Annotated in this window: 25 protein-coding genes; 1 reads left to right on the top strand and 24 read right to left on the bottom strand. The window is 47.9% G+C overall.

The genetic code is table 11. The features are described from left to right. Positions 1–14: 14 nt before the first annotated feature. Positions 15–440 (bottom strand): protoporphyrinogen oxidase HemJ, encoded by a 426-nt coding sequence (gene hemJ / locus MDMS009_RS08690; protein ID WP_008291178.1) that lies wholly within the window; start codon positions 438–440, stop codon positions 15–17. Between the two features lie 62 nt (positions 441–502). On the opposite strand from hemJ, the gene MDMS009_RS08685 reads away from it, so the two are divergent. After that, the gene (locus MDMS009_RS08685; protein ID WP_008291201.1) at positions 503–874 is read left to right on the top strand and encodes a PilZ domain-containing protein; all 372 of its coding nucleotides are present in this window, start codon (positions 503–505) and stop codon (positions 872–874) included. Here the strand turns inward: MDMS009_RS08685 and MDMS009_RS08680 are convergent. The 23 genes from MDMS009_RS08680 to MDMS009_RS08575 all read right to left on the bottom strand — a co-directional run bounded on the left by MDMS009_RS08680 (position 871) and on the right by MDMS009_RS08575 (position 16,927). Further along, on the bottom strand, positions 871–1,158 hold the full coding sequence (locus tag MDMS009_RS08680) for a magnesium chelatase domain-containing protein (protein WP_008291184.1): 288 nt from the start codon (positions 1,156–1,158) through the stop codon (positions 871–873). The two genes, MDMS009_RS08685 and MDMS009_RS08680, sit on opposite strands and share 4 nt — an antisense overlap. 39 nt (positions 1,159–1,197) lie before the next feature. Continuing rightward, positions 1,198–1,413 (bottom strand): hypothetical protein, encoded by a 216-nt coding sequence (locus MDMS009_RS08675; RefSeq protein WP_008290137.1) that lies wholly within the window; start codon positions 1,411–1,413, stop codon positions 1,198–1,200. A 35-nt stretch (positions 1,414–1,448) separates the two neighbouring features. Further along, positions 1,449–2,339: a hypothetical protein gene (locus MDMS009_RS08670; RefSeq protein ID WP_008290170.1), complete on the bottom strand. Its 891-nt coding sequence runs from the start codon at positions 2,337–2,339 to the stop codon at positions 1,449–1,451. Between the two features lie 31 nt (positions 2,340–2,370). Next, positions 2,371–3,132, bottom strand: coding sequence for a DNA adenine methylase (locus MDMS009_RS08665; RefSeq protein WP_008290345.1), 762 nt, complete (start codon positions 3,130–3,132; stop codon positions 2,371–2,373). Beyond that, a complete protein-coding gene (locus tag MDMS009_RS16730) occupies positions 3,098–3,292 on the bottom strand; it encodes a Com family DNA-binding transcriptional regulator (RefSeq protein ID WP_081443579.1) in 195 nt (64 codons plus the stop codon). Before MDMS009_RS16730 ends, MDMS009_RS08665 begins: the two co-directional genes overlap by 35 nt. Positions 3,293–3,430: 138 nt before the next feature. Then, a complete protein-coding gene (locus MDMS009_RS08660) occupies positions 3,431–3,793 on the bottom strand; it encodes a hypothetical protein (RefSeq protein WP_008290144.1) in 363 nt (120 codons plus the stop codon). Then, complete coding sequence (locus MDMS009_RS08655; RefSeq protein ID WP_008290664.1) at positions 3,793–4,314, bottom strand: hypothetical protein; 522 nt, start codon at positions 4,312–4,314, stop codon at positions 3,793–3,795. The genes MDMS009_RS08660 and MDMS009_RS08655 overlap by 1 nt, the downstream gene beginning before the upstream one ends. Continuing rightward, positions 4,314–5,261, bottom strand: coding sequence for a hypothetical protein (locus tag MDMS009_RS15840; protein ID WP_008290149.1), 948 nt, complete (start codon positions 5,259–5,261; stop codon positions 4,314–4,316). The genes MDMS009_RS08655 and MDMS009_RS15840 overlap by 1 nt, the downstream gene beginning before the upstream one ends. A gap of 2 nt (positions 5,262–5,263) precedes the next feature. Further along, positions 5,264–5,851 (bottom strand): YmfQ family protein, encoded by a 588-nt coding sequence (locus MDMS009_RS08645; protein WP_008290129.1) that lies wholly within the window; start codon positions 5,849–5,851, stop codon positions 5,264–5,266. Beyond that, a complete protein-coding gene (locus MDMS009_RS08640; RefSeq protein WP_008290140.1) occupies positions 5,842–6,906 on the bottom strand; it encodes a baseplate J/gp47 family protein in 1,065 nt (354 codons plus the stop codon). The genes MDMS009_RS08645 and MDMS009_RS08640 overlap by 10 nt, the downstream gene beginning before the upstream one ends. After that, entirely contained in the window at positions 6,896–7,357 is a 462-nt protein-coding gene (locus MDMS009_RS08635) for a phage GP46 family protein (RefSeq protein ID WP_008290120.1), read from the bottom strand. The genes MDMS009_RS08640 and MDMS009_RS08635 overlap by 11 nt, the downstream gene beginning before the upstream one ends. After that, on the bottom strand, positions 7,354–7,905 hold the full coding sequence (locus tag MDMS009_RS08630; protein WP_008290167.1) for a phage baseplate assembly protein V: 552 nt from the start codon (positions 7,903–7,905) through the stop codon (positions 7,354–7,356). The genes MDMS009_RS08635 and MDMS009_RS08630 overlap by 4 nt, the downstream gene beginning before the upstream one ends. Beyond that, the gene (locus MDMS009_RS08625) at positions 7,905–8,927 is read right to left on the bottom strand and encodes a phage baseplate assembly protein (RefSeq protein WP_008290121.1); all 1,023 of its coding nucleotides are present in this window, start codon (positions 8,925–8,927) and stop codon (positions 7,905–7,907) included. Before MDMS009_RS08625 ends, MDMS009_RS08630 begins: the two co-directional genes overlap by 1 nt. Then, positions 8,920–10,047 (bottom strand): DNA circularization protein, encoded by a 1,128-nt coding sequence (locus tag MDMS009_RS08620; RefSeq protein WP_008290153.1) that lies wholly within the window; start codon positions 10,045–10,047, stop codon positions 8,920–8,922. Before MDMS009_RS08620 ends, MDMS009_RS08625 begins: the two co-directional genes overlap by 8 nt. Next, positions 10,047–11,819, bottom strand: coding sequence for a phage tail tape measure protein (locus MDMS009_RS08615; protein WP_008290161.1), 1,773 nt, complete (start codon positions 11,817–11,819; stop codon positions 10,047–10,049). The genes MDMS009_RS08620 and MDMS009_RS08615 overlap by 1 nt, the downstream gene beginning before the upstream one ends. An 81-nt stretch (positions 11,820–11,900) precedes the next feature. After that, positions 11,901–12,281 (bottom strand): phage tail assembly protein, encoded by a 381-nt coding sequence (locus MDMS009_RS08610; RefSeq protein ID WP_043887794.1) that lies wholly within the window; start codon positions 12,279–12,281, stop codon positions 11,901–11,903. A 4-nt stretch (positions 12,282–12,285) separates the two neighbouring features. After that, positions 12,286–12,636, bottom strand: a complete 351-nt coding sequence (locus MDMS009_RS08605; RefSeq protein ID WP_008290154.1) for a phage tail tube protein — start codon at positions 12,634–12,636, stop codon at positions 12,286–12,288. Between the two features lie 15 nt (positions 12,637–12,651). Next, positions 12,652–14,118, bottom strand: a complete 1,467-nt coding sequence (locus tag MDMS009_RS08600) for a phage tail sheath subtilisin-like domain-containing protein (RefSeq protein ID WP_008290164.1) — start codon at positions 14,116–14,118, stop codon at positions 12,652–12,654. A gap of 2 nt (positions 14,119–14,120) precedes the next feature. After that, positions 14,121–14,369, bottom strand: coding sequence for a DUF2635 domain-containing protein (locus tag MDMS009_RS08595; protein ID WP_008290139.1), 249 nt, complete (start codon positions 14,367–14,369; stop codon positions 14,121–14,123). Between the two features lie 3 nt (positions 14,370–14,372). Then, on the bottom strand, positions 14,373–14,936 hold the full coding sequence (locus MDMS009_RS08590; RefSeq protein ID WP_008290165.1) for a phage protein Gp37: 564 nt from the start codon (positions 14,934–14,936) through the stop codon (positions 14,373–14,375). Further along, positions 14,933–15,352: a gp436 family protein gene (locus tag MDMS009_RS08585; RefSeq protein ID WP_008290132.1), complete on the bottom strand. Its 420-nt coding sequence runs from the start codon at positions 15,350–15,352 to the stop codon at positions 14,933–14,935. The genes MDMS009_RS08590 and MDMS009_RS08585 overlap by 4 nt, the downstream gene beginning before the upstream one ends. A gap of 15 nt (positions 15,353–15,367) precedes the next feature. Then, on the bottom strand, positions 15,368–15,790 hold the full coding sequence (locus MDMS009_RS08580; RefSeq protein ID WP_008290141.1) for a hypothetical protein: 423 nt from the start codon (positions 15,788–15,790) through the stop codon (positions 15,368–15,370). A 66-nt stretch (positions 15,791–15,856) separates the two neighbouring features. After that, on the bottom strand, positions 15,857–16,927 hold the full coding sequence (locus MDMS009_RS08575) for a Mu-like prophage major head subunit gpT family protein (RefSeq protein WP_008290173.1): 1,071 nt from the start codon (positions 16,925–16,927) through the stop codon (positions 15,857–15,859). Positions 16,928–16,948: the final 21 nt, after the last annotated feature.

The following is a 16,948-nucleotide window of genomic DNA, read 5'->3' as shown; positions in this document are numbered from 1 at the left end:
GGAGCCCTTTTTCGTTAAAACGGTTTCACTACGACCAAAATAATCACAGCAATCAAGACTAAAACCGGCAACTCATTAAACCAGCGATAAAAAGTATGGTTACGCTGATTATTGTCCGCCGCGAACTGTTTCAATATGCGTCCACACACACCATGATAGGCAAACAGCAGTATTACCAACGTTAATTTGGCGTGCAACCAATGCATCGTGGCAATTTGATCTAAGGAATAAAAACTCAATAACCAGCCACCAAAGATAAGTGTGAGAATAGCACTGGGCGTCATAATGCCACGATACAGTTTCCGCTCCATCACCTTAAAACGAGCGTTACCTGCTTCGTCCTCACATATCGCGTGGTACACAAACAGCCGCGGCAAGTAAAACATCGCCGAAAACCATGTCACAATAAAAATCAGATGGAACGCTTTAACCCACAGCATTGTCTATTCCTGCCTATCAAAACAGTGATAGTATCAAAGCATGCTACAAAGGAGTGGTAGAAATGACTGAAGAAAGACGTCGATTCAGCCGAATACCGTTTGATGCCATGGCACATATCAACACAGAAGATGGTGATTTATATGTAAATTGTCAGGTTTTAGATGTGTCTTTGAAAGGACTATTAATAGAAAAACCAGGCCAGTGGCAGGCAGAGATGTATCAGCCCTGCCACATCGACTTATTATTACAGCAGGGCGAAATAGTCATCGAAATGAACACGCATGTAGCCCACATTGATGCCGCTACGATTGGTTTTGAATGTGAACATATCGACCTGGATAGCATTACCCACTTAAAACGCTTGGTAGAGCTTAATTTAGGTGATGTCGGCCTTTTACATCGCGAATTGGCGACCTTATTAGAGTCACATTAAATCGCAGCTTCTCGCAACGCTGAAATGACCTCTGATAAATGTTTCACTGCGGTCACTTTCATGCCTTTCAATGGCTTTCTAGGTGCATTAGCCGCCGGCACAATGGCGTGACTAAAGCCATGTTTACTGGCATCACGAATACGTTCTTCGCCTGCCTGCACAGGTCTGATTTCACCGGTTAACCCTACCTCACCAAATAACACCCAGTCACGCGGTAACGCTTTATTTCTCAAACTCGAAATAATCGCCGCCAAAACGGCTAGATCCGCTGTAGGCCGCCACATGAATTGCGATCTCTCGCCACATGAATTGCGATCTGTAGTTTAATCGTCAGTTGGCGAAACTACTCCTCGCTTAACCAAACGTCTCAGCAAAATCCTAGCGACTTGGTCTGGCTTCATACCTCCAAGAGTGGTGAACTCGACCTCTGGCTTATGAGGGTCACCTAGATCACCATAAACCCGAACCACACCACCAACTTCATGGTACTCAGACTCATAGAGCTTCCCTTCGACCTCAACAGAAACAAAACCAGACATAACAAACTCCAAACTAACTATAGGTAATTAATGATCTATTTAAGCTGCTTTATATAAGAAGTAAATGCAGAAGATTCATCATAACTGCCACCTAAACGATCAAGTGGTTTTAAGTTCTCTCTAGTGAGAAACACTCTGGCAAAGAGAATGATTTGTGTGGCTTTACTGACTAAAGAGTCAACCTCTCTAACCCACTTCGCCCATTTCTCTAAATCTTGATAACTGAGCTGATTTATATCGGCATCTCTCAATTGATTGAGATTGCTTTCAAGCTGAATAACCACCAACTCTCTGATGTCGTTCTCATCATACAAAGCCTCTAAGCCAGCAATTTCAGCAACAGGACGTTCAACATAATGAGGCCTTTCAAGGGTTACATTTTGAGCAGCCTCAATAGCTTCAACCTCTTGCACAGTAGCTTTCACGGTAATTATAAGTTGATTACTCCGTGTCTTGATCATGCTAGACAAGGCTTTAGATATGGTAGGAAATTTATTCTGTTTAAACGGGCTAAGTTTAGAATTAGCCCAATTGGCACCTTTTTCCTGAGCCTTTAGTTCCGAAACCTGTTGTTGAACAGAATCAATATCAAACTCTCTTAATGTGGCACGGTTTTCAGATTCAGTAACAAAACGGTCGAAGCGTTTCGATAGAGTGTTGAATTCAACACCGAAGTAACTGGCACCACATAACTGGCCGATGTTAGTGGTATAGCCATCTTCAGTTGAGACAATATAGCCTTTGTTATGAGGCGAATGACAAGTTGATAAACCACAACGAATTTTTTCAGTAAAAGTATAATTACCTAGAATCTCCTTTAATTTATGGTCTGATGGATCGAGGTTTTCCTCAAAACCAGCTAAGTCTTGAATATCTCCCCATGAATCAACACGGATTAAGCCTTTCTCGGTATTTAGTGTAATCATCGCTTAAGAATGTGACTCCATTTGTTAATTATCACCAATTCCATATTAGCAGCTCACGGGATGCTTTTTTATTGTGATTTCCACCTACCGTGTAATTGATATTTAAAGGCTTATTTGAGAGGCCTTTAAAGACCTTTTTAATAGTGTCGTGGTCGTTGATGCTGATGAGCATTTTGCCTTGGATAGTTTGGGCCAGTTCTGCCATGGTTTCGTATTGTTCTAAACCAAAGTCTTGACCGTAACCTGCGGTTTCATAGTACGGTGGATCCAGATAGAACAGTGTGCCTGGTCGATCATATTTCTGAATGCAGCGCTGCCAGTCTAGGTTCTCGACGTTGGTTCTGGCCAGGCGAAGGTGAGCGGCGCTCAGATCCTCCTCGATGCGGAGTAGATTGAGCCGTGGCGGACTGGTAGTGGCGGTGCCATAGCTCTGGCCGTCGACCTTGCCACCGAAGGCAAGCTTTTGCAGATAGTAGAACCTGGCTGCACGCTGGATATCGGTGAGCGTTTCGGGTGTTTTGGCTTTTTCCCATTCAAACAGTTGTCTGCTGGATAAGGCCCACTTGAACTGCCGGACGAATTCTTCAAGGTGGTGCTGAACAACCCGGTAAAGGTTGGTCAGCTCACCATTGATGTCATTAAGCACTTCGACTTTGGATGGTTCCTTTTTGTAAAAGAGCGCTGCGCCACCAGCAAAGACTTCGACGTAGCATTGATGTTCCGGAAACAGGGGCAGGATGTCTTTTGCGAGTCGGGTTTTACCGCCCATCCACGGGATAATTGGTTTGGCCATGTTTTTCCTCTATTGGTCTGGCACTCGCTGGTGCTGGATTAAGAGGCTCAATGGCCTTCAGGTTGTTGAGTGTCTTACATCGCGGACACTTGATTTCGATTTGTACGTATTCAGCTTTAGCCAGTAACCGGCTGCAGCCACCACATCTAACTTCTTTCATGTGAGCCTCTATCTGTTTGTGCTAGGCTGGCCCGGCTGCGTCGACGCGGCGGGATGGCCTTGGTTGGCTCACAGGGTATGTGCCTGTGGGTTGACGGCTCGGCAGTGTTGGCGCACTGCCGAGTCGCTGTCTCTTCCTTTACTTCAGTATTTGGTCTAGCGATTTGTATTGGCCATCTTCAAAATGAAAACGGCCAAAGAAGCGAACCAGACCATAGAACCCAACAGCTTCTATAGCTGCTGGCAATTGTAATGACCAATGCAGCCGCTTGACATCTCGCAGCATGGCTTTAAAAAAGCCTCGGTCAGCTGAGAGACGATCCTTATCACCACCACCACGTTGGTAGTTAAAATCGTGATGACGGCAACTCGCCTCGAAGAACCAGCCAAATAACAGCTTAGCAACTGGTTCGGGTAGCCAGTCAGGGCCACAGCCATTTCCAAAACTGATTTTTTGTTCCGGTGTCAGGTCTGACCAGGATATTTTTGATTGCTTAGGCATTAGCTGTAATCCACAACAATCGCGTCAATATCAGCTTGAATCACATCCGGCTGCTGCTCATCTTCGTGCTGTGTTTGAAGTGCATAGAGCAAGTCTTCATAGTCCTGCTTTTTTCCAATAGCTGGGCCAGCCACACTTTTATAATTGGACGCATTGCTAATGATTCGTCCGACTAGGGTTGCTTTATCAACGCTGGCTCTCTCTGCAACAATGAAGTCAATCAGTGGCGTCGGCGCGGCATTGTCCGACTGCCAAGCTATTGCTTCTGGCTCTTGCGTTGGGAAGCTAGCAATTTCTTCAGCCGTATAAAGACTCGTGACTGGAGCCATGGCTAGTTTGAATTTCTGAACAATCTCAGAATGCTTATTAGCAAGCCGATCATCGATTATTAGTTTTGAATCTATGACAGATTGAATTTCTGACTCATCAATTTCAGTCATGCCAGACTTAATTAAATGATCTTGTGAGCCATCGGATTCAAATGCAAAGACATTATTATTTTCGTCTTTAAAATATTTCATTATCTAAGCTCCCACCAAACATCAAATCCCGAAAGAACTCCAGCTCCGGCTTGATATGTGCTACCGTTCGGAATAATCAAATTAACGTATTGTTCATCAGAATCACCTGCGATAGTGCAGATAACTTCACCGTCAACAAGGAAATTACGAGGCCCACTGCCAGCGCTTAGAACTATCGCCAGTTGAATAGATCTACCAGTAGTGTTTGTATAAGTAACACCCTCTGAACGACTGACAAAAACGTCTTGCCAGACCTGCCCCTCGCCAATAGCCATCGTTTTGATTTTGGCATCAAGCTTGTCGGGGCTGATAATACTCTCAGTCGTATCGGTTCCCGTATTCCATGTCGTCTGATCCTGAATAGGCGTACCGGCAATCGGGTCAATATCAACAAACATCACGGTGGCTGATTTAGCCAGACCGACGACCACCTTTTCGGATGGCGCAGTTGCAGTAATTTCCCCCTCCGTACTGCCAGACAGATAATACTTGTCACCCACCGTCAGGCCGGAGAACAGCGCCGAACGACCAAACGCTTCGACCAGGCTGTTGGTGACATCCGCAAAGCCGACCATCTTCTGTTTGTCGGTACCGTCGGCAATGGCACGGTCATAGCGGCTGTTGGCAGTGTCCCAGTACACGGCATCGCCATCGGCTACTGATGGACCAAAGGTGACATCTTCCAGCCGTACAACGTGGTTGGTGGCTGAGACCAGCTTGACGATGGCTTTCTGCAGCAGGTTTAAATCACCATCATCAGGTGTGAGGCCTGCATTAGTGATGACGTTGCGTAGTGACTCGCCCATTTTGTAGAACCAATGCGCGCCGGGCCATGTCGCTGGTGTACCGGATGTAGGATCACCATTTGTTGGATAACCAACTGACGGTACTGCTGGGGCATCAGGAGGTGATGCTGAAGCATCCGCTTCATAATTACGTGGTTCCATTATTATCCTCCGTAGGAAAAAATGAGTGTGGTGTGATCGGGTTTTAATCTATGGAGTGTGCATTCGAGGCGCTTATTGCCCCATGATGCTAATGGCTCATCGACGCGGCCATTCACTCTCCAATAGCTAATCGTTTCTTCAGGCGCATTGACCTGCCATGCAAACTGCCAAGACTGCCCATAAAGCGGTTTATTGACTCGGTCTGCGACTGTCCAGCGCGAAAACTCGGTGATAGTGACTTGATAGCCAATCGATTCTGCAATGGCTATAAAATACGGGATGCTTTGCCCCCCTTTATTGGTCACTTTGGCGTATAGGCTAGCCAGTCGCTGCTGAAGGGTTTGCACGTCATCTACGCACGGATCGGGCAGCGCGTAAGCGGCTTCCCACTCATTAAGCATTTCATAGGTGGTACGCGGGTCTGCTTCGTCTAACAGGTCATCTTCACGGGCGTGAAGGATGGCAAGCTCTTCAGCGGTTGATTCGAACAAGCCGATAAAGTCAGGATCGTGTTGCAGATCGTCCCAAAGCAGGCCGCGAGGCATTAAGGCCATCAGCATAGTGAGGTATTGCTGGGTTTTTATTGCCATGTGATATCACCTGGCACGAGAATTTGGCCTAGCGTTAGCGTGACGTCTTCTGTCGGGCTAACTAAAACATGATCGGTCTCACCAGCAGCGATACTAATCGCTTCTCGGATATGGCTGACTTTGATAGTGCCTTTGCCATTACCATCTTCTGGAATCGCTTCTCGCGAAAGTAAGTCGGCTATTTCGGATTCAACGGCTGCTTTGACAACCGTGGTATTCGGTGTCAACGCGATAGTTAAATCTAAAGCGACAGGGATGGGGGCAACAACATAGATCCCGGCTGTAACAGGGTGCTGTTCAAAAATATAGTCATACACCGCTTCCACTTCAGTCGCATCAGGGATGATGCTGTCATCGTTATCTCTCACGAAACGAACGGTGACAGTGCCTTCACCCATCTCACCCGGATATTGCCATGCACGGGTAACACCTGGCACTTGTTTTGACCATCTAATGTAGTCATGTGCCGCGCCACCTTGAGCCGGTTGCTGGATGTTTTCGATATGACGTTGACGCCAACTTTCAAGCTGCTCGATGTCGGTACCATTGTTAATACCGTCTGCGTCAACGATGGCTTGGCCATTAATACCGGCAAGGGTATCGACAAAGGTTAAGGCAACGCCAGCGATGGCATTGGCTTCAGCGCCTGGCAAAACGGCTGTGACTGAAATAACGGCTTCACCACCGACAATAGTGACTTCATCATCGACTGTGTATTCAACCGCATCAGCACGTTTTAGAGTTTTACCGGCTTCGATAACAGCGCCATTGGTGCCGGTGACTTCACATTGGCCGATCGCGTATTCGAATGGGTTTCGCTCGGTGCCTTCAATTGATGCGAGACGACCAAAGTGCGCTTCATCGGCGCTATCAGGCAATAACTGCTTCGCTTTATAGGCTTGATAGCCATACATCTCATGCATGCCACCCGCCATGACCGTGGCAAAGATATTAAACGGTGAACGGCGCAGACGTGGCTGACCATCGGTTCTGCTATCAATATTCGCCGTTAAACGGGCATGTAATTCTGCCAATGAAGGACGTTTAAACGCCATTGAAAGCCTCCCAGGCATAATTGAAATTTAAAAGCTGGCCGTCTGCTGTTTCGATGTCGATATCTAAGGCTAACCATTCAGCGCGTGGGTAACTGGCTGTGACTTGCACGGAATCAACCACTTCATCATCAATGAGATGCTGCAAGGCTTCATCGGCATAGTCTTCAGCGGCTTTTCGCACAGGCTCGGTTTGCTTTTCACGTTGTAACAACCAAAGCCGTGAGCCGATCAAGTCACCAGAAACAGACGCCAAGGCATCGCCCCACCAGCCACGTTTATCATTGGTGCCATCGGGGATGACGTCATCTGAGTCGGCTTGTCTGTCAGTGAAAAGCGCCACGATGACGGCTGTTTCCAGTATCGCGACGTAGGTAATTTTTAATGGATCGGTTTCCAGCACAAAGCGTGGACGACCATTTTTATTCACCATTTTGATAACAAAATCCATCATGGTGTCATACTCTGATTAGGGTTACTGGTGGTGCCGCCACTATCGCCATTATGATTGTGGCCGTTATAAGTAGAACGCATGCTCGCCATGGTCAGACCATCGCTATCGACGTGATCGATAATGTCGCCGGTGACGTTCAGTTGGCCTTCGATACGAAAAACCGGCACTTTGGCCGTGATTTGTGTGTTGGCAATCAACTCCATCAGGCCACCCTGCTTGAGGTGAACGAGTTGTCCTTGACTATCGTAGAGTGCAACTTCGCCCGGCTTGAGACTGACTTGACGATAGCGCTTATCATCCATCTTGATGCAAACATAGCCATTGGTTTTACCGCCAATAGCCGCGACGACACCTTTTGCTCCGGGTAGTGGCACGGATGTTATGCCGTAATCTTGAATGCGAGGCACCTCAATCACCTCACCAGATAAGGTTTCGATCTGCACCATTTGAATCGGTGGTGCGTCATTGACTTTAAGCAAGGCACCGACACGTAGCATTTGTTGCAGGCCACGTTTTAATGGTGACAGTAATTTCTGTAAGCGACGCATTACCAGACACCGCCTTCATCGTTTGGCTCTGGCAGGGCTTGTAGTTCAAACGCTTCAGGCAAACCAAGGATCAGCTCAGCGCGCAGCCCTTTATCATCAACTATATAGGTGATGCCTACGATCAATAGGTCACGATTGACATTCAGGTAGTGGTCTTTCACTGCGATAAGGCAATTGGGTTCGATCAATTCATCGTCTAAATACCAGCTCAGCATCGTGTAATTAAATGTCTGAGCTTTCGCTGCAGAAATATTTCTATGCCATGTGGCTCTGGCTTTGCAGCCAGCGGCATCTAAGGCATCTTCAGCTAGAATAATTTTAGGTCGATGACGAGTAACGGCTTTATCTGCCACGGTAGCTGACACCGATACCGTATCTATCCAGGCACTGCTGGTTTGGCCTTTAACCGTGTAGTGACTAAAGCGTTCGCGTGATGAGCGTTTACGACTACCGGCTTTAATGTTGACACCGGTTTCTAAACTGCCTTTCAGGCGTCGGGTTCCGGAACGTGTGATTTTTAGGCCACCCAAACCATCAGACACTAGCAGTACTGCTCTGATTTTAGCGACGGTATCGAGCACTTCAAAGGTGCTTTCACCTTCATCTGATTTCATTGTGGCAAACGGTTTGCTGGTATCAACCGTTGAGGACACCGGAATACCGTATGGCTCACAGAGTACTGACGCACCCTCTAATTGGTTACGACCAGCCCACTGAAACGATGGCGCGCTACAATCAACCAGGTCACCGGTTGCATCACGCCCTGCTACTTGAATGCCATTAGTGCTGTCATCATAGCTATGATCAACTTCATCAATATAGCCAGTGATGACCGTGTGATCATCAATCGTCACCTTGCAGGAATCGCCATCGTTAATAGGGCGTGGCGCGCTGTTTTCAGACCATTTATCAGTCAGCTTGAGATTAAACTCATTCGCAATTTGAACAATTGAACGATTGATCCGAACCTCTTCCCAGCCATACCAGTCCAGACCATTCACTTTCAAGGCGACATCATGCATCCAACACCTCCAAAGTCTGACCACCGGGTACAAATCCGGGGTGACCGATGTTATTGCGAGAGACGATATCGGTTGCACGATCAGCGTCTTGGTAGAGCTGATGCGCAATCACTAATGAGGGCAATGTCGCTTGTGGTGTATAGCGACGAACTTGCTTGAGGTTGGCGGCACGTTCTGTCAGGTCTTGAACCATGGAAGCCCGTAAATCTTGCAGTGCGATATAGGTCTCATCGTCTGCCGCTTGCATTTGCTCATCTAATACCTCAGACAGTTCATCACGTGCGGCAATCGCATCTTGAGCCGAGTCATAATCACGGGTACTAGCCACTCTGGCCGCTTCAATTTGTGATGATTGTTGTACCAGGTTAATGATTGCCTGCTGATTTGAGGCTTGCTGAACACGACTTGGCGTGGTGGTTGGCACGGCGGCTGATTCGCTACCAAAGCTGAACAGTTTACGAAACTGAGTCATGGCAGAAAGACTGCCGACACTGCCAATCACCTGCCCCGCTAAGGCATCGGGCAAACCAACAAAATCGGCAATGGTGGCATCGATAACACCTAATCCGGAAAAGCGTGACTCGATATCGGATAAGACGGTTTTCGCCTGTTCTTTCACCCAACCTGGAAAGCCGGTAACGCTGTATGCCGATGTAAATTGTTGCTTCACTACAGCTTGTGCGTTTTTGGCCGCTGCATTGACGCGTTGTTGCGTGTCAACTTTTGATGTTGGCTTGGCGCGTGACTCAGCTTTGTAAAAAGTCAGAGTAAATCGGGCAATACCACCTTCTTTATTGGTTTCACGCAAACTGCTGGGGCCAGCCTGCACACGGACACGTCCGAGGTAACGATGAACTAAGGTGCCAGAGCCTTTTTTGTTTAAAGCCTCAATCAGTTTGTCACGCTGCTGCCTGTAATCTTCACCCACTACAAAAGCAGGAAAGGAGTACACAGCATCTTTGCCGCCTAAGTCTTCGGCATAGGCATCATCTTTAAAGGGATAATCATGCAACTGGACACGGCGACCAAATTCGAGCGTATGGTCATCAACATAAAACTCAACGCCACGGAATGAGGATTGTTGAAGTTGCTCGCGCCATGTCAATACTTGTTCGGCCATTACAGATTCCCCACTGTAGGGCCAGTATCGACATTAATATCCATGTCATCGCTTTGGATATTTTTGACCTGGACACGCTTATCGGTGACTTCAATTTGCAGTTGGCTGCGTTTTTCCGCACTTAATGCGGCCTGAGCATTATCATTACCAAACAAAGCCAAGGCTTTAGCAATCGAACGGCCTAATGCGTCAGCAAACTCAGTGCCTTCTAATGCATTATCATAAATAACCTTACCGGCTCCGTAACCTGCCAAACCAGCAGCGCCAACTGCTAAACCAGCAGTACCCATCGCTCCGGCACCCATCGCTGCTATTGTTTTCATATTTGGCGCTGCTCTAAGCATTTGCCTACGATTAGGTTTTTTTACTTTTGGTTTCTTTTTTGGATCCATACCCGTTGGATCCATGCCGCCGCGCATATTGACAACATAAACAGGCGTTACCCCATCCATCCCGCCTAGTGCACCACCCATGGCGGATTTAGCTTTGCTGCCTTTAACAAAGTCGGAGATACCCTTGCCACCTTTATAGAGTTTCCTCGCTAGGATAGCTGTGCCACCGACTGCAACCAGACCTGCTGCACCTTTGATGAGCATATCCAGTGTTTCTTTATCAATGTCATTGATCGTGTCCGCCAATGATTGAATGTAGGTAGTCAGGTTTGAGTCAGCAAATTGTTGCCAGGCAGTGTAGAGGTTTCGCATAGCGCCTGCGGCATCATTTGCTGCTCTGGTCGAGTCTTCTAATGTGGTGGTGCCATCAGCGTGGACATTCATGAATTTATCTAAGCTTTCCAGCCCACCAGTGCGCTGGAACTCGGCAGTGGAAGAATTGAATGCACGCATGGCTTCTGCATCAAACACGGTGCTTAACAGTGTTTTTTTGCCTTGTGTTTTTTTGATAATGTCGACCATGATTTCATTGATTGGTCGCAACACTTCTTCGCCACGACTTAAAGCTTCAGCATCAAATATTTTGATGCCGCCGCTTTTGAGCATGTCTATTTTCTTAGCATCACTCAGTGTCCGCATTAAGGCTTCAAAAGCCGTCGCTGCCATCTCTGATGAGCCGGTACCCTGACGGATAACCTGCAATGCCGCACCCATCTCACGAATAGCAGGAATACCTTGCCGCCCCATCGAGGTGTAAGCGGTGACAACACGAGGGCCTAATGCCGCAATATTTTGCAAGGTGAACGCGCCTTCTTTACCTTGCACATTGAGTGTGTCGAGTGCCGTAAGCACGTCTTTTTCCAAGACGATGCCCATTTTCTGGAACTCACCTAGCACTTCACCAATCGATGTGCCTTCTGCACCGGTTGCCTGGATGGCTAAACCAATGTTGCGGATATTGGCTTCAGCAAAGTCCAGGTCACCGGTTTTCTCGACAATAGATTCAATCGCGCTGGTGATTTGACTTGGGTCAACTCTGATGTCGGGTGATTGTGCCGTTTCATAGATTTTCTTTTTCAGTTCATCGATTGCTTCAGCACCGATATTGGCTTGAATGCCTAGCCGAGTGAAGCGACGCTCAAGCGAGACTAAAAACTTGGCTGTTCCGGCACCAGCGGCACCGGTCAATAGTGCGGTGTAACGATTGCCTAACTTATCAAGCCCGTTACCAAAGCTGCTGACACTTCTACGCAACACGCCCATTTGACGTTGGCCTGTTTTGCTAAAGCGTTTCCAACGGTCTTCATTAACACGCATCTGGCGGCCGAAGTTACCTCCGGCGTTGATGTTGATGCTGGTTGTTAAGTCGTTTTGGCTCATCGTTTCATTAGCTGCGTATAAAAGAGTCTTAAAGGTCTATTTAATGTGTAGTTAAGAGGCGTCTGGCTGTACTGGCTGAACTTAATCGTCTGCCAGTTCAGGTTCTCCGCCAGACGCATCATGCTTCCCCCGCTGCATGACAGACTCCAGCACTGCCTGGTCTAATCGTTCTGCATGAAACTGAAGCAGCTCAAAATCTTCACGGTGAAATTTACGCAGGTCATCAATATCAACAATGCCGTCATAATCACCAATAGATTCAATCTGCTTCGCCAAGGTATGAAGCCCCATCAATGTCGGACTGACAGCAAACACATAGCCATCATCTGATGCCGTGACACGTTCAGACGCTAGCCCCGCATCAATGATGTCTCCAGGGGTTAACTCTCGCAGCAAGACTGTAGTGTGGGTTTTATCGCCCATTTTGACGCCGTGTTCGAGTGAAATTGTTATCGTGGCCATGCGTTTATACCTTCTCCGCCATATCGCCTGACATCTCGACATCCGCACTGGTCATGCCATGCTCAATCACATTCACAGTGAAGGCGTTACGCATTAAATAACGTTGGCCGGTATCAGTGATAAACGTGACGGTTTTGTTTTTCCACTTATTCACCTCTGTCACGTCAACCGTTGACGTGAGCAGGATTTTAAACTTCAGGTTCGGTGGTGAATCTGATTCGGTGAAATAGGTTTTGCCACCATGGCTCGACGGTTCTCTTGAAACACCACCCGGATCTAACGTGGCTTCGTTTTCTGACTCAATAACACCGCCGTCAATTCTGACTTTTACTTTTCCTGTGACTTGTTCGCTCATTGCTTACTCCTAAATTTAACGACGATATTCAGTGTGCACAGCCGTGACACGTAGGTTATTGATGAGTTTTGGTGAGTCATACATATCCAGACGGTCTGGATCGTCATCATGAATTTCAGCGATGATTGTGGCTTTATAACCTTCATAATCCTGGCACCAGCCGCGATCCATAAAGACGGTATACAAGGCTAAAAACTCATCTTCCATGGCATTAGGCGTCACCACCGCCTGACCGGCTGGAATATCAAAATCATCATCCGCCAGCTTGTGACGCGGGAATTTTTGAGACACCATTGCCCGTTGCTCAAAGCGGATGCGTTCTAATGTTTCTGCCGTGTTGATGTTGAGATAACTGTCATCAGCAAAGCCGGACGCATTGGTTTGATACATACTGATTTGACGTTCAATTCGTACCAATCCACCACGATCAACACTGTAAGTAGCAATACCATCGAACAGCAGCTGATTACGCTCGGTACCATCCCAACGCAGTTCTTTTTTCGGTGGCTTAATACCAGGCAATGCCAGCGTTCTTAGCTGACGTGCCGGGTCAATTTGCAAGGAAGCGGCAGCGACAACACAATTGACGCCAGCCCATAGATAAGGCGGAGTCGGTGAGTCATTGGTACCCATGCAGGTGACGTGTGGGCCATTTCGTCCACTGCCAAAAGTCCCGGTTTCTGAGTGGGTGCCTTTAAACGCAGTAAATGCCCGAAAGCCGATGGCACGCATTGGCCCCCAGCGACTTTCTGCTTCGGCTTCTAGCACCACTAAGTTGGCTGTATCGGTATAAGGCACTGCAAGCCAGTTGTACCATTCATCACCAATAGCAGTGAACACATCAGTAAGATCAGGATTACCGGTACCGCCAGACATGGCCACAAAGGTGAGGCCGACACCATCAGGCAAGGCTTCATCGTAGAAATTGAGTCGCATATCAATATCGTTGCCGGTTTCACCTTTCCACTTACAAGTGATATCGACCTCAGTCGACTCTGCACCATTAACTTCGGCTGTTACCGGTAAGGTCGTCTCTGCCGTAATGGCTGCAACGATAGCGCTGGCAATATCTTCATCCGTGTCAGCAGCGTCAACACCAATGAGTAAGCGATAGCCTGCGATGTAAAGAAAGACTGTGCCTCCTCGCGTGGCCGGGCCAGTAACGGTGATTGACCCGGTTGCTTGTTCACCGCCTGATGCATCATCTAAAGCCAAGAACCACTTTTCAGTAAACTGATCGGCATTGATTTGTGCCTTGCCCATTTCAGCCAACATAGAGCCTCGACCAAAATACGCTTCCAATTCTTCAGGGCTATTGGCACGAACTGCTTGCCCCGCTGGAATCGTGCCGGTTGACAGTCGCTGACCGATAACCAGCATTTTAAAATCAATATTGGCATTACCTGCCAACCGATTACTGAACTCAATGGCTGTAAACGGTAGACGTAATTTTTCAGGAATCGTATCAAAAGAAATAGCCATGCTTATGCATCCTTATCAGTTGAATCTGTGGGTTTGGCAGCAACGGCTTTTTTGGCATCCGTTTTAGCCTTGGCCAACGCTTTTTTAATGTCGGCGTCACTGGTTAGCTCAATCGCATCACCGTCTTTTATCCGCTTCAGGTAATACACTTCACGTGGCACGTATTCACCGTGCTGATTTAACAGACCGCCGCGTAGCTTTCGCACATTGACAGCCTGCTTGGCGGGTTTGATAAAAATTCGGTCTGGCATGGTTTATTGCTCCAATGTTATGTGGTCAATAGCGTCGGGTTCGTCGTCGCCGTCGACCAATGAATGTTCAGCATGAAAGGTGACAAAATCAGCCAACGTTGATGGGTCAAAGTCATTAGGAAATGGCATATTTGGCAACTCAAAAGTGACGGCATACATCGTGGCTTTGAAGCTTTGCTCCAGCTGCATTGAAAACAGATTCCTGACATTCTTCAGCGCCAGTGAACCGACCCCTGCAATCGTCGATTCATGCAGCTTAGGAATCAGTGCCGCTAAAATGTCATAAGCACCAATGGTGGTTGTGTCACCTCGACGCCGGGCGCTGTGGTTACCAACGTGACGGGTGATGACATACACATCAAAACGGCCATTGAGGCTACCGCGTGAGTTGCCTTGACCACCGAGAAACGTGGTGTAAACGCCCGGCGTTCTGTTTGAGGCAACCAACTGTTTCAGTACTGCCAAGTTCAACGCGCTGGGTAACACTTCAGCAGCGCTTAATGTATTGCCAAATAACGCCTGTGCTTTTTCAATGATGTGATCTTCAACGGTGCTAATGCTGTTCATATAAAGCTCTTATCTTTACGGTTAAAGACATTGCCACCGGTGTTGATTTTCACTGTGTTTTGGCTGAGAGGTTTGGCACCTTCTGTACTGATACCAATGCTCAATTCGCCACGGGCGATGCTTTTGAGTGACTTGACTGCTTCGTTGTACCGGTCTTTTACTTCATCGGGCGCTAGATTTTCGTACAAGTAATAGCGTGTAATTTCGCAAGCAATACGCACCAATGACCTTGGCAGCGGGTCAATCGGCAGGCTGTAACGGCCACCCAGATAACCATCAATCATGCTGTCTGAGTCGGCAATGGCTAAATTAATGACGTCCGTGTCCAGCTGACCCGTGTTTTGCTTATCCGTAAGCTGGATCAGTTCATCCTCTCCATATCGGGTGACCAGGTCTTGTTGTGTGCAGTAAGGCATCGTTGAGATATCCGCTTATAGCTCGACAACGCTGAACATCGGATCGGCTTCCAGGATGGCGACCTCTTCTTCGCTCAGCTCGACATCATCACTGCCTGACCAGGCACGACCTAAACGACGAAACCCATCCCGCATCACGGTCACACGGTAGTGTGGTAAAGCGTTCTGTTTGGTGCTTGGTTTAGAATCAGGGTCACTGTCGGTTGTAGTGGTTGTTGTGGTTGTGCTGTTTTTGTCTGAGTCACCGCCACCCCCATTATCATCAGCTTCTGAATTCGTTTTAGACTGAGCCTGCTTTTCGTCCTGAATGACTTTCCAGGCTTCATCACGCTCTTTGGCTGTAATGCTGTCCAGACCATCAAACTTTTTCAGTTCTTCGACGGTAGGCTTTTTGTCGAATGCCTTCTCACGTAGCAGTTGTAGTAAGTTTTCCATCATGCGTTCCTTATCTTGGTTATCAGGGCGGAAAACCGCCCTGATAAAGTTGTCTTAAAGGCTGATTAACTACGCGCCGCCGGTGGAACCGACAGACAGTTGCCAGAAGCCATACACGCCAGTCGCTCGCGCTTCGGCACCAAACTTGTATTCACGCTTATTGAATACATCATCGTTTTCCATATCCGTCTGGCTGACGAAGACAGGCTTCTTACGCATCTGGATAATGAAAGGCTTCACAGCGTTGCGGGTGTGGTGGAGGAACCAGACAGTATCAGACGTTAACCCCGGATTGACTTCAATTTTGGCTGTGCCTTTGTAGGGGTTCGGGCTGTCATCGTCGAGCTTGTCGGCTTCGACCAATTTACGTGCGACAGCTTCCAAAGCCGGTGGCACTTCGAGCAAGTCGGGTACCAGACGCAATGGCATGCCTTCGTCATCGGTGAACTTCATCATTGCAGTACGTGCCGCACCGTAAGACGCCGCTGCAGCCGCTGATGTTGCCGCGCTCAATGCCACTGTCAGTTTGTTCGATACCGAATCTTCATTCACTTCATGATCGGTGTCATAGAAGTACTGACCATCAAGACCTTCATTAATAAAGGCGTTGTTTTTCAGATCGTCCAAGATGATGTCGTGCAGTTCACCCGCTGAGTCACCCGCCATATTGGCTTGGGTGTTGTAGATACCCAAGGTGTCATCTTCGATATCGTTACGATCAACCGCGATGGTCGTTTCCCAATCTTCATTGGTGGCAGTGTATTTACCGGCTTTCAAGGCTTTGACATGCTTTTCACCCACCCATTTACGCATTTTCGGGAAACGTTCTAACCAGGCGTAGTCTTCGGTCTTGGTGCTAGACATGACCTCCATCGCAGTCAGTTGCCAGTTACTGGTTCGGGCTTTGAGTGCGTTATGGAAGACGGTTTTCAGGCCAATAAAAATATCTTGAATAGCCTGTTTGTTAATGATGATGCCGCCAAACGCCAGCATTGGCATTGCATCACCCATCATGGCCGTATTCAATGAGGCAGGGCCGGTCATTAGGCTGGCTGGCAATGACCAGTCAGCCGCCATCGCGGAGGTCATCATTACGAGAGCGCCGACGATGGCCATCGGCAAGAGAATCAGTTTTTTCATGGTGTCATCCTTATTAATTAG

The organism is Methylophaga thiooxydans DMS010, from assembly GCF_000156355.1.
GTDB classification, from domain to species: domain Bacteria; phylum Pseudomonadota; class Gammaproteobacteria; order Nitrosococcales; family Methylophagaceae; genus Methylophaga; species Methylophaga thiooxydans.
The sequence above is the reverse complement of the archived record's forward strand: the minus strand, read 5'-3'. Positions and strand labels throughout refer to the sequence as shown.